Annotated in this window: 6 protein-coding genes; 4 read left to right on the forward strand and 2 right to left on the reverse strand. The window is 64.4% G+C overall.

Annotation, left to right across the window (positions count from 1 at the left end; translation table 11 throughout):
• Window positions 1-470 precede the first annotated feature (470 nt).
• The 4 genes from FRC98_RS19720 to FRC98_RS19735 all read left to right on the forward strand — a co-directional run bounded on the left by FRC98_RS19720 (window position 471) and on the right by FRC98_RS19735 (window position 10,130).
• Entirely contained in the window at window positions 471-3,173 is a 2,703-nt protein-coding gene (locus tag FRC98_RS19720; RefSeq protein WP_146983241.1) for a bifunctional serine/threonine-protein kinase/formylglycine-generating enzyme family protein, read from the forward strand.
• A 179-nt stretch (window positions 3,174-3,352) separates the two neighbouring features.
• On the forward strand, window positions 3,353-5,827 hold the full coding sequence (locus FRC98_RS19725; RefSeq protein WP_146983242.1) for a right-handed parallel beta-helix repeat-containing protein: 2,475 nt from the start codon (window positions 3,353-3,355) through the stop codon (window positions 5,825-5,827).
• 145 nt (window positions 5,828-5,972) lie between these two features.
• Entirely contained in the window at window positions 5,973-7,877 is a 1,905-nt protein-coding gene (locus tag FRC98_RS19730) for a PAS domain-containing sensor histidine kinase (RefSeq protein WP_146983244.1), read from the forward strand.
• A 141-nt stretch (window positions 7,878-8,018) separates the two neighbouring features.
• Window positions 8,019-10,130: a tetratricopeptide repeat protein gene (locus FRC98_RS19735; RefSeq protein ID WP_146983246.1), complete on the forward strand. Its 2,112-nt coding sequence runs from the start codon at window positions 8,019-8,021 to the stop codon at window positions 10,128-10,130.
• 6 nt (window positions 10,131-10,136) lie between these two features.
• Here FRC98_RS19735 and FRC98_RS19740 read toward each other — a convergent pair whose 3' ends face one another.
• Together FRC98_RS19740 and FRC98_RS19745 are read right to left on the reverse strand one after the other, a co-directional pair.
• Window positions 10,137-11,318: a helix-turn-helix transcriptional regulator gene (locus tag FRC98_RS19740; protein WP_146983248.1), complete on the reverse strand. Its 1,182-nt coding sequence runs from the start codon at window positions 11,316-11,318 to the stop codon at window positions 10,137-10,139.
• 219 nt (window positions 11,319-11,537) lie between these two features.
• On the reverse strand, window positions 11,538-13,388 hold the full coding sequence (locus FRC98_RS19745; RefSeq protein WP_146983249.1) for an acyl-CoA dehydrogenase: 1,851 nt from the start codon (window positions 13,386-13,388) through the stop codon (window positions 11,538-11,540).
• Window positions 13,389-13,544: the final 156 nt, after the last annotated feature.

Raw genomic sequence — 13,544 nt, forward strand, 5'->3', positions numbered from 1 at the left:
TTCGATATTTTTGAAAGTTTCTAAAATTTCGAAAAGCCATGTTGACGTTGCTCGCTGCGGCCCGTGTTGGCGTCGCGCTGAGCGGAGGCGGAAACTAAGTCCGGACCTCGTTGGCGTCAAGCCCGATTTCGAAAAAGTTTCGTCATCGTCGGTGGCTTTCGGCCTCTCTCAGCGAGTGGCTCCGAGGAGCAGCACCGCGTCGAGGAGTCGGAACCTAAGGGGTCGAGTTCTGGCTGTCAACGTCTTTTTCGAGGCGTTTTGCAAATCCCCGTTGAGCACCGTTTCAACCTGGGTGTCCGTGGGCTCGTTTCCGACGGCCCCGTCCAGGTAAGGCGCGTATGACCCGCGCCATGCGTCTGAATAGCCTGGCGATAGGTGCGCGGGCTGCCCTTCAGTGGTAGTGGTGTGTCCTACATGAGTCGTATCAGCCCGATGGCAATTCTTTCTCTTATTAGTCAGCAGTGACGGCTATGGCATCAGATCAGTTGGACCTTCGCCTCGGACAGCTCGCGCTTGCCCGTGGGTCGCTCAGTCTGAGCGCTCTCATTGAGGCGGCAACCCGCGCCGGGGAGCAAGGGATATCACTTGGCGAGTCGCTGCTTTCGTGTGGCAGCATCACGTCCGAGGCGCTTCAAGAGCTGGAGCGCGACCTGTCGCTTCTCACTGCAGATCGTTTTGAGGAGGTGCTCGCGCACGGTGACACGCTCATTCTTGATGATCTCGCATCGCGCCGCATTGCTCACACCCTCGATCTGCTGGAGGCTCCGACTCCGGGGTCGACACATGGTGAGTCACCGGCCCATGCTGGTGGGTTCGATGAGCAATCTGGCGTCATCGAGGGTCGCACGCCCACGTTGACGGATTTCGACGACGCCGACGCTCACGAGGGTCAACCGGATGATCTTCCGCCGCTTTATGGAGGTGCCGAGGCTCGCTACGATTTCGTCGATGAGTTGGGACGCGGAGGGATGGGGCAGATTCTGCTCGCCAGGGATCAACTTCTTGAGCGTGAGATCGCACTCAAGACGCTCTTGCCCGATACCGACAACCCCACTGCACACGACCGACTTCTGGCCGAAGCGCGGCTGACCGGGCGTCTGGAACATCCCAGCATCGTCCCCGTCTATGATGTCGGCTGGCTCCATCACGGCTCGCCATACTACACCATGCGGGTGGTCCGAGAGCGTAGTCTGGCTGCGATTCTCGATGAGCTGCGCCAGGGATGCTCCTCTCATTACTCGCTGACGCAACTTGTGGGCATCGTGCGCCAGGTCTGTCTGGCCATTCAGTATGCGCATGACGCCGGGGTCGTGCACCGGGATCTCAAGCCGGAGAATATCCTCATCGGTAGTTACGGTGAGGTCTTCGTGATCGACTGGGGAATCGCCAAGGTCCTTCACGGCGAAGATCCCCACACCAGCACCCTGCCCCGGGGCACCCTGGTGGGGACCCCGCAATACATGGCCCCGGAACAGGCGCAGGGGCACAACGATGAGGTCGATGAACGCACCGACGTCTATGCGCTGGGCGCAATCCTCTATGAGGTGTTGACGCTCGAGTCGGTCTTTGAGGCCCGTACCGTCTTGAGCCTCTTGATCAGCATCATTCAGGACGAGCCCCTCTCACCGTCGAAGCGCGCGCCAACCCGTCAGATCCCTCGCACGATTGAAGAGATCGCGCTCAGGGCGCTGGCCAAGGCCCCCGAAGATCGCTACCCGAGCGCGCAGGCACTCGCCGACGAACTCAACCTCTTTCTGGAGGGCGTGAAGGAGCGCGAGCGCCAGAAAAGTCAGGCCCTTGAACTCGTGAAGGCCGCTCATGAAAGCCGCACCCTTTACCAGGAGGCGCGCCACGATCTGGCGCAGGCGATCCGGCGACGAGACGAGCTGCGTCGCTCGATCCCTTCATGGGCGCCGCCTCAGGAGAAGTCCGCGCTCTGGGAGATCGAGGCTCTTGTCGACCAGCTCGGCGTGGAGGCTGAAAAGCGTTTCGGTGAAGTCACCCGTCAGCTCAGTCAGAGCCTGGGTTATGCCCCGCTTGATGAAGCGCACGACGCGCTGGCGGAGCTCTACTGGGAGCGTTTTCTGCAGGCAGAAGCCGCAGGCGATCAGGCCACGGCGACCTATTTCGAGTCTCTGGTTCGACAGCATAACACCGGGGCCTTCGACCAGCGTCTAAGTGGTGAGGCGACCCTGGAGGTGGAGACCGTTCCCGCCTCAGCCACCCTGCAACTCTGGCGTGTAAGCGAGTCGCAGCGTCGGTTGGTCAGCCAACCTATCGGCTCGCCAAGCCAGGCGCCCGAGTCTTTTGAACATCTGCCCCACGGTGCCTACGCGCTCCATGTTAGCGCTGAGGGGTATGCTCCGCTGGAGTTTCCTCTGGCGCTCGATCGCCTGGCGCATCTCCGCGTTCAGGTGCCGCTGTGGCCGCGAGCCTCGGTCCCCGAAGACTTTATCGTGATCTCCGCCGGTCCCTTTCGGGCCGGAGCTCACGACGCGATCTCTCTGGAGCAGGAGATCGTCGACCTCGACGCATTTGCGCTGCAGCGCACACCCGTGACCTGCGGGCAGTACGTGGACTTCCTTAACGCCATCGCCTCAGAAGATCCCGATGCGGCCCGGCGCCACGCCCCTCGCGTGCGTGATGATATGCCCTCCTACTTCCCGCTGGAAGACGGGCGCTACGTGGTGCCGCGCCAGGACGCCGAGGGCGACGCGTGGGATCCGCAGTGGCCGATCTGCATCATCAACCGTCTCGACGCGCTGGCCTACATCGCCTGGCGCAGTGAGCTCGATCAACGCGCCTACCGGCTGCCCACCTCCATGGAATGGGAGAAGGCCGCGCGCGGCGTCGACGGGCGCCTCTACCCCTGGGGTCACCACTTCGACGCGTCGTTCTGCCACATGCGCGAGAGCGCCCCGGGCAAATCCATGCCCAAGCCGGTCGGCGCCACACCCACCGATCGCTCGCCATATGGGGTGCTCGATATGGCAGGTAACATCGCTGAGTGGACCTCCACACCGGCGGACGCCGCTGCGGGCACCTACGTGCTGCGCGGAGGTTCGTTCAACTCCTTTCCGCTGATGTGTCGACTCGACTGGCACCAGACCAGCCCGGAGCACTACCGCCACGTGCACTACGGTTTTCGTATGGCCCTCGATCTGACGCGTTGAGTCGGTGGCGCTCACTCCGGAAACCTGCACGTCAGTTGCGTGGCGCGCGCCACAGCTGCGTTTCTTTGCATCCGCCTGGGCGATCTCCTAGCGTCGTGATGTTGATGCCGATACTGACCTCCGGGCCTGCCCCGGCGCGTTTTTGCCTTCTGATACGCGCAACCCCGATGGGATCTCTTATGATGCGACCGACCTTTTCCCTGCCTACGCGCCGCCCCAGTTTCAGCCGACCGCTCGTTGCCCTGACAATGGCGCTTCTGCTCGCCGCCGGCGCCGGGGCCTGCTCCGAGGATTTCGGCAGCTTCGACGATCGAGAAGTTGGCTCACCGGACAGCCCGGACTCCGGAGCGGATTTCGGAGGTGGCAGCGGCATCTGCCTCTACGGCGCAAGTGACAGTTGCGCGCTCGGTGAAGATGCCGGCGAGGGCAGCGGTCTTCCGATGAGCGAGGCCGAGGGTGAGTTGTACGCTGGCGAGTTCGTGGGGCTTGAGAGCTGCGTTCTCGACGAACACTTCGTATGGCCGCAGCCTGACGCGCTGCAGAGCGATGTGTTTGGCGCCGACACCCGCATCATTTATATCGCACCTCCCTCCCTGCTTGAGAGCGATACCACTTCCTCAGGCACCGGCCGCATCACCGCCGGCGACGGGAGCTCGCCGGCGCGGCCGACCACGTTCGAGGCGCTGGCGACGACTCGCTTTGAGGGCCCCACGATCCTCTCGCTCTTTCCCGGGGAACATGCCCTCAACCAGCCGATGACCTTTGAGGGGCCGGCGATCTTCTCCAGCCCCTGCGCCGCCTCTGCGACCGTGGCGCTGCAGGGCACGGGCTCGCTGCGTTTCCAGGACAGTGAGCTTGCGCTTGTGGCCGGCGTGAGCGTGCGCGGTCACGCCGGAGCGGTCGCGCCGCTGATCACCTTTGAAAATGTGACCACCGCCTTGATCTCGGCGGCGCATATCGACGGGCAGCACGCAGACGTCAGCGCGGTGGAGGTCCGCCAGACCCCCTTCGCGGTGATCGGGCAATCGATTCTCGAGAACGTCGCGGTCGGCCTGAACCTCGACGGAGGTCAGGCTCTTATCCGCCAGACCCTCTTTGAAGGAAACGCGCTCCACGGCATCAAGCTCTCGAGCTCCCAGGGCCCGGCCCAGGAGGGCTTTGCGGCCGGCGCGCTGCTTGAGCACGTGATCGTCGACGGCCGCGGCGCGGCCACACCGGCCCCGGCGCGAAGCGGTGTGCGCGCCGAAGGCGCGCTGGTCGGGGTAATCGACTCGGCCATTCGTTCGCATCACGCCCCCACGCTCAACGCGCTGGCCTTTGGTGCCGATGTGCGGGCCTCCTACCTGAAGGTACGCGGCGCCTCCGAGATCAGCGCCAACCAGGGCCCCGGCCTGCTCGCCATCGACAGCCGCGCCTGGGTCACGGGCACTACCCGCATCCACAACAACCGCCGCGGCGTCTTCGCCACGCGCACCGACGCGGGCATCGACGCCTACCTCAACCCCACGCTCAGCGCGCCCGACCCGGAGAGCCCCCTCTTCGTCCCGACGCTGGCCTTTGCGGAGAGCCCCGACTTAAGTGGCGCCCTCTTCCCCGGCGACATGTTCTTCCCCGGCGATATGTTCTTCCCCGGCGATATGTTCTTCCCCGGTGACATGTTCTTCCCCGGTGACATGTTCTTCCCGACCGAAGACGTCGTCGCTCAGGAGGACCTCTTCCCCGGCGATATGTTCTTCCCCGGTGATATGTTCTTCCCCGGCGACATGTTCTTCCCCGGCGATATGTTCTTCCCCGGTGATATGTTCTTCCCCGGTGGCACCGCCGGCCCCTTCTCCCCGGCGGCCGAGTTTATTGCCGCCGAAGATGCCTGGTCGATGGTTGCGCTCACCGGTGAGGTCAGCGTCAGCGGCAACCTGGAGGCCGGCGTGCAGGTCGCTCGCACCGGACTTTTGCTCCATCGCACACTCATCGCCAACACGCGCCCGATGAGCCTCTCGCCATGGGCCATGACCGATGGACCGGCGCACGGCGTCGTGGTCGACCAGCCGAGCTTTGCCCACCTGGCGCAGGTGACCCTGGTCGACAACGCCGGCATGGGGATCTTCGCCAGCCGCATCCCCGCTGAACCTGCCGAAGCCGAGCCCAGCGCCGGGGTGCGACTGCTCGTCGATGACTCCATTATCTTGAGTAACCAGTCCGGCGGACTGCGCGCACTCAATGGCCCGCAAAAAGGGGCCGTGACGCTCTCCCGCTCCAGCTTCATTCGCAACGGCGGCGTCGGAGCACTCCTGCGTGGCCAGCAGGCCTCGATCTCCGGCTCGGAGTTCATTCTCACCGCCTCCCGGCCCCATATCGAAGGCACAGAAGCCTCGGCCGATGGTCTGCAGCTGATCGACACCGGCGCGCGCATCAACGCCAGCGAGATCCGCCGTAACCAGCGCTATGGCTGTTACGTCTCCTCAGAAGACTCCCTCTCACTCGCGAACATGTTCTGGGGCAGCGACACCACCGACGCGCTCGCGATCGACAGCTCCAAGAGCCCGCGTCTCGACGCGGCCAACCTGGCGGTCGACATCGCTGAACTCCCCGAAGGCGCGAAGCTCGATGACGAAGGCGCCGATCTGGAGCCCCCCTCCCCGCTCGACCTTCCCTGACACCTCGCGCACGACCTTGCTTCCGGGAGCCCGGCGTTTTCGACGCCGGGCTCCTTTGTTTTCAGGCGCGCTCGAAGTATGATGACCCACGACCAGCGCGTCACTTCGCAAACCCGAAGTTGTAATATGCTGTAAAGGAGCTTGTGTGAGTCCGGGCAATAACGATGCACCAGGAGCCGTCGCGCATCACCGCGATGCGCTCCCCCGGGCCGGTCAGGTGTGGGCCTCGATCTACGAAGATCACCCCCAACCGACCCTCCTCCTGGACATCCCCGAGGCCGCCAATGGCGAACGTACGCTGGTGGCAGTCAACCGCGCCGCCCGCGATCTCCTCGGCGAAGACCAGGCTCACAAGATCATCAACGGGGACGGCGCTGCGGCGCACCAGGCCATCTTCGCGGCCTACGATCAGAGCTTCATTCGCCCCGGCCAGCCTCCGGCCCCTTTCTCGTTGAACAGCGAGAGCGGCGCGCTTTTTCGCGCCCATTTTGCCCCGCTTCCCGCCATTGATGCGCTCCACAGTCCCTGGCTCTGCCTGGTCCATCCCTACCAGCGCGATCAAGATCAGGCCCTCCAGGAGCTCATCGGCGAGTTGAGCGCGCTTCACCACGAGCGCTCCGACCTGGATGCGCTGGGCATGGCGGTGGCCGAGCGCCTGCGCGAGGCGCTCAACACGCCCGCCGTCGCCCTACTCGCCGCCGAGGGCGATCGTTTCGCACCGCGCTGGCATAGCGGTGACGAAGAGCTCAGCACGAGGCTTGTTGCGCGACTTCGCGACGCTCAGATTCCCCCCGATCAGCTGCATCATCTGGCGCTGGAGCCCGGCGCCACCCCCGACGTCTGCGTACTCAACCTGGGCGGTCCGCCCGCCCATGGAGTGCTCAGCTGGATCGCTCAGACCCCTCCCGAGGCGCGGCCCACTACTCTCTCGCTGCTGGCCACCGCCCTCGATCTGCTGCTCTCCACAGCGTACATCCGCGAGTCCTACAGCGAGGAGCGCATGCGCCTTCGCGCGGTGCTTGAGTACGTGCCCAGCGCTGTGCTGCTCTTCGATACCGAGGGCAAGGTGGTGATGTACAACTCCCGCGCCCAGGCGATGATCGGCCATAACCGCTGGAAGAACCTCGGCCCCGACGACCATCCCTTTACCATGCGCGACCTCGACGGCAATGAGCTTCCGGAGGAGCGCTGGCCGCTTGTGCGGGCAGTCCGCGAGGGGGTCGGCTGTACCAATGAAGAGTATGTGCTGGACTTTGGCGAGATCCGTCGCAACATCCTGATGACCATCGCCCCGGTCGTCGATGAGTCCGGGGTCACTCGCCTCTTTCTGGCCTCTGGCACCGACGTCACCGAGCGCAGCGCGCGCGACCGTCGCAAAGACGAGTTTCTCTCGGTGGCCAGCCACGAGCTGCGCAGCCCCCTGACCCCCCTCTCCGGCTTTGTTCACCTGGCGCGCCAGCAGGCCGAGATGGGAAAGCGCGTCGACCCGGAGGTGCTGCGCCGCGCCGAATCGCAGGTGCATCGCCTTCGTCGCCTGGTCGACGCCCTGCTCGACATGTCACGGATTGAGACCGGGCGACTTCGTCTGTTGCGAAAGCCAACCTCGCTGCGGGCCCTGCTCAAACGCATCGCTGAGCCCTGGCTTAACGGCCACGAAGGCCACCGCGTCACCCTGCACAACGCCGATGAGGCCATCTTCGCGGTGATCGATCCCGATCGCATCGAGCAGGTCATCAGCAACCTGATCGACAATGCGCTCAAGCACGGTCGAAAAGAAGGTAACGTTCAGGTTCGCCTGCACACCGCCACTGCCCACGCCATCATCAGCGTGCGCGACGAGGGTGGGGGCATGAGCGAGGAAGAGGTCGAGCAGATCTTTGAGCGCTTCTACTCCGGCGCCGCCTCCCGCACCACCAAGAGCATGGGGCTGGGACTCTACATCTCGCGCCAGATCATCGAAGAGCATGGCGGCTTGATCGAGATCGACACCGCGCCGGGCTCCCCCACCGAAGTGCGCGTGCTGCTGCCTCTGGGGCGAGACGCCGAGTAGATGCGCCACCGGTGAGCGTTGCGCCGACCCGGCCGCCTTGCTAAGCATCTAGTGTTCGCACATCACCGCATCGAGAGCGCCGCACGCGCCGCTTTGAGCGCGCACAAAGCGCTGGCCACCACTGAGCCGGGAGACCCTGATATGTCGCAGATTCACGCGGGCTGGAGAGCCTACCACGAGGGCGACTACCGCAAGGCACTGGAACATTTTGAGGCCTCCCAACAATGGCCCGAGATGGTCAGTGGTCTGGCACTCTCGATCCTCTCGCTGGGCCAGGGCTCCGATGCGATCTTGCTCGTCGAGCAGCAGGCCCGCGAGCATCGCAACACCGACCTCGACGTGTTGCTCGGCGATCTGACCGGTCGCAGCGGCGATCGCGCCGGGGCCGAGCGCATCCTCCAGCGGGTGGTCAACGCCAACCCCGATCACGCTCTGTCCCGAAGCCTGCTCGGTGAACAGCGCATTCGTCAGGGGCGATGGGATGATGGCACCCAGGACTTTATCGCGGGCCTTGCCAGCGCCGACCCGCGCGCCACGTTGCATATGCGACGGGTGATCCTCGACTTAATCGACGCGGTCGCGGCCCGGCGCATTCCGCAGGCCGAAGCGATGCGATTTATCAACCGCGTCGACTACTCCATTCCCAACAAAGACACCTCACTCAACCAGTTCTTCGGGGCGGCGCGGCGTGCGGTCAACGCCCAGCAGCGCCTCGACGACGTGGCGCGTACCGAGCCCTGGAGCCACAGCGACACGCCGGCCTCCTCGGCCCCCCCCGCGCGCCCGCCTCAAGCAAAGTCACCGCCCCCCCGTCCAGGCCCCGCATCGCCTCCTCAGCAACGCTCGACTTCTCGCTCCCGCACCGCGTCGAGCACCGTGGATCTCTCCGCCAATGAAAGATCCCCCGCTGCTGATGAGATGTCCCGGTCAGCCTCCCCGGCCCAGCAGCGGCGCTCCCAGGCCCGCGAGCGACGCCAGTCCATCGCCCGCGATCGCTCCAACCTGATGGACGCCGGCCTCACCAACATGTCGCGCGTGCTCCGTGAGGAGCGCGACGCCAACGAAGCCCTCCAGCAGAGCGTGCCGCCGGCCATCCCCCCGGCCTGGCCCTCGGAGATGGATGAGCCCATCGACACCATCCCGCCCATCGCCCTGCCGAGCCGCGCGGTGCTGGGCAGCAACAACACCATCCGCAGTGGAACCTTCCGCCTGACCGGCGGCGACATCGGCGTGGAGATCACCCTGGAGCGCTGCATGCACAACATGCTCGCCAGCATCCAGTCCATCGGCGATGTCACCGTGCCCTTTACCCTGCAGGCGCTGCGTCAGCTGGAGCTCAACCTCCTCGACGATGTCTTTGCCCGCATGCCCGATCTCAGCGCCCTCTACCGCGATGAGACCGCCGTCGATGATCAGCGTCCCCTGGCCCTGGGCAAGTTTCTGGGCGACTGCCTCAGCCAGGCCTTCGGCGCGGTCTGGAACTACGCGCAGCCCCCCCGGGCCTCGACCATGCGCGTGGGGCAGGAGGAGATCGATCCGCTGGGCGTGGCCCGGGCGATCCTCGACGCCGACCACTTTGACGCCATCGGCTTCGAGCAGCTGGTGCGGCAGTCTGAGAAAGGCTCTCAAACGAGCACCGCCCTGGTCGCTCGCCACTTCTACGTCGATCCCACCCCCGGACTTGAGGGGGAGGCCCTGCACATGAAGCTGGCCGAGATCTGGGCGGCCTACCGTTTTGTGCTCACTGCCATTCAGACCAATGCGATCGCAGCCAGCCTCAAGACCCACCTGACCCACCGCGATGTCATCGTCTTCTCGCTCGACCAGGACTTCGTGCCGGCCTCATTCCTCGCACAGGTCGGCCCGGGCGCCCTCTCTTCCGAGGGGCGCACCTCCCTGGCGTACGTCCGCAGCACTGGCGAGTTTCTCTTGCTGGGGAGCGCCCGACACTTTGCACGTTTTCTGGAGGTCGCGCCCTTTGAGCTCACGTCCGAATCCCTGCCGACGTTGCTCCCCTGGCTGCAGCGCCTCTTCCGCCCGGGCTGGCGCCTGGTGGAGAGCGAAGACGTCGCGCGCCGCGCCGTAGAGCGCACCGGCGTCCGTACCATCGCCGCGCCGACCTTAGCACGCCAGGGCGCGGCCACTCGCCTTCAGGTAAACTTCCTGGAGCGCGCCACCCCGCACGTGATGCGTCTTCACTTCGATCCCGACGCCCTGCTCACCTTCACCCTCGAGCTCAAAGCCATCGGTTAAACAGGCTCAACCTTCCAGCCAGCTGCGGGCGGCCTCTTCCATCGTCGCCTGCAGCGAGGCCGGCTTGAGCACCTTCACCTCCGGCAACATCCCGAGCACAAAGGACGTAAACTCCGGGCAGATCGCCAGCTCAAAACGCACCTTGAGCCGCCCGTCCTCCAGATCCTCATTCTCCTGAGAGGCGTGCACCCGGTAGCGCCGAAGGTACGTCGCCCAGCTCGTCCCCACCTCCAGCTCGACCTGGTCCGCCGGCCCACTGTAGGCGTAGATGCCGAAGGCGTTCTCGAAGTAGGCGTCTTCCTCCTCGGGGCTCCCAAGCGCGGCCTCCCGCTCGACTTCCTCACGGAGCACGGCTTTAAACGCCTCCTCGCGCTCCTTCGCATACGCCTTCTCGGCGACCGGATCGATGATCGACTCCCCATCATCGCCGACTTCGCCGCTCCCTCCCTCAGAGATGTAGAGCTTCGAGCGGTCGCCCTCGTACTCGAATGCAGCGAGTTCGTCGCGGCGCTCGTCGATCAGACGGTCGACAAAGCGATCGAAAAAAAGCTCCTCCACGTCGAGGATCCCGGCCACATCAAAAAGTTTGCGCTTCTTATCCTGATAGGCCTGCATCCACAGCCGCCCCTGGTACCAGATCAGCCGGCGCGGCACCGCCAGGTAGCGCTTGCTATCACCGTCGGAGGAGCGCTCATACTCAAAGCTCAGCCCTTTGCCGCCCTGATGAATCGCGTCGAGCACCGTCTCGAGCATCTCCACCAGGCGCTTGCGCTCCACCGGCAACCAGTTGCGTCGCAGTCGCAGCGCCTGCCCCACCCGGCGAAGCCCCTCCTGCTGCGTCTGCGCCAGTGAGTTGCGCTGATCATGGGCCAGCGCATCGATGAACTCCCCGTAGGGCGTCTCGCGGAAGATATCCAGCGCCACCCCGCCAAGCTCCAGCGCCGCGGCCGTGCCCACCACCGCTTCTTTGCTCGAGATCCCCGGCCATTCCCAGTACTTGATGCGTCCCTCTCGCCCCGTATCCAGCTCATAGACCTCTTCGAGCAACTTCAGGTCTTCGCGAGCCTGCGGGTACTGCACCCCGAATCGATCGCTGACATCGGTGATCGTGACGCGCTGTCCGCTTCGCAACCAGCCCAGAATTTCATGTGAACGACGCGTTGCAGCGAAGGTATTGCGAGCAGACATAACAACTCCTCAAGAGCGCAAACGCGCCAGAAACAGCCCCGACGCCGGACCTCCCGGCCGCCGGCGCCATAATTGTCGAGGGCGGCCTACTCCCTGTCAATTCGTATAGTTTGCACCAACATAGAGCCTCTTCCCCCCGGTGCCGGCGCTGACACAAAAACGCCCGCCCTCCGCTTCGCGGAGGGCGGGCGCCTTATCACGTGCCAGCCTTCTTCAACCTTAGAGCGCCACGTCCAGCGCGCTGCGGTCACCCGACTGAATGCTCTTCAGGATCGCCCGCGCTTCCGGCAGGATCTGGTAGATGAAGAAACTCGCCGTCTTGACCTTGTTCTCGTAGAAGCGCACGTCGTCGTTCTGCTCGATGAGCGCCTTACGAGCCTCGTCATCGGTGGCGTCGACGCCCTTCTCAGCCCAGATGGCCTCAAGCCTGGTCTGGGCGATCGAGGCCTGCTTCAGCAGCAGACGCGCCGACTCCACAAGCCCGAACATACGCAGGTAGGGCGTGGCGTGCAGCAGCGGGTACTCCGGATCTTTCTTGCCGGTGGCCGTGAAACCAAAGGCCGCCTCACCCAGCGCGTTCTTGGCCGCGTCGACCTGCTTGGCCATCTCGCCAAGGGTCTCGTCTTCGCTGAGCTCCGCCAGAAACTCGTTGGTGTCCTGCAACCAGGTCAAAAAGAGCCCGCCGTTCTTCATGCGCATCTTACGACCCAGAAGGTCGAGCGCCTGAATGCCGTTGGTGCCCTCGTAGATCGAGGCGATCTTCACGTCGCGCATCTTCTGCTCGACGCCGTACTCTTTGATGTAGCCGTAGCCGCCGAAGACCTGCATGGCGATCTCGGTCATCTTAAAGCCCATATCCGAGCAGAAGGCTTTGCAGATGGGCGTGAGCAGGTCGAGCATATCCTGCGACTTGGTCTTCACCGCCTCATCTTCGTTGTACATCGCGTGGTCGCTCAGGAAAGCGGTGTTGATGAGCATCGCGCGCAGCGCCTCACCGTAGGCCTTCATCGTCATCAGGTTACGACGCACATCGGGGTGCTCGATGATCGCCACGCTCTTGGGGCTCTCGCTGCGGTCGGTGACCTTGGGGCCCTGAGCGCGCTCTTTGGCGTAAGCCAGCGCGCTCTGGTAGGCGGAGTTGCCGATCGCCACGCCCTGAAGACCGGTGACCAGACGCGCCTCGTTCATCATCTGGAACATGTACTGCAGACCACGGCAGCGCTCACCCACGAGCCAGCCACGGCACTCGTCATTGTCGCCAAAGGAGATCGAGCAGGTCGGCGAGGCGTGGATGCCCATCTTCTCTTCAAGGCCGGTGATGGCCACGTCGTTGGACTCACCGATGGAGCCGTCGGCGTTGACGCGCTCACGCGGCACGATGAAGAGGCTGATGCCCTTGGAGCCTTCCGGGTCGCCCGGCACGCGCGCCAGCACCAGGTGGATGATGTTCTCGGTCAGGTTCTGATCGCCGGCGGAGATGAAGATCTTGTTGCCCACGATCTTATAGAAGTCCTCGCCCTCAACCGGGGTGGCGGTGGTGGTGAGGTCGCCCAGCGCCGAGCCCGCCTGCGGCTCGGTCAAACACATCGTGCCGCCCCACTCGCCGGTGTACATCTTCTCCAGGTAGAGCTCCACGTCACGATCGGTGCCGTGCACCTCGATGAGGTGACCGGCCGAGACGGTCAGACCCGAGAAGAACATAAAGGAGGGGTGCGCCGCGATGAACGCCTCAATCGCCGCCATGCCCACCGACTGCGGCAGGCCCTGGCCGCCGTAATCCGGGGTGTGCACCGGCGCAAACCAGCCACCTTCGCAGAATTCTTTGTACAGGGGCGGATAGCTCTCCGGCAGGATCACCTTGCCGTCTTCCAGGCGCACGCCCTCGGCATCGGCCTGCTCATTGGTCGGGGCGAGCTTGCCGGCGGCGAACTTCACCGCCTCGCCAAGGACCATCTCGAAGAGCTCGCGGCTGAAATCCTGATAGCGCGGAAGCTTCACCAGGTTCTCAACCTCAAGCTGGTCAAAGAGGACAAACTCCACGTCGCGTCGATCGAAAAGAAACTCGCTCATACTCGGTCTTCCTTAAGCTTCGGGGGAGGTTTACGGCCGCGGAGGCCGCAGCGTGAATGAATCCTCATTCATTCTCGCAAATGACGCGAAAAGTTCAAGTCCCACACGTCAATTCCTCCCCGGATGGGCTCGATGGCGCTCCAGGTGGCGCCGGCG

Source organism: Lujinxingia vulgaris, assembly GCF_007997015.1.
GTDB classification, from domain to species: domain Bacteria; phylum Myxococcota_A; class Bradymonadia; order Bradymonadales; family Bradymonadaceae; genus Lujinxingia; species Lujinxingia vulgaris.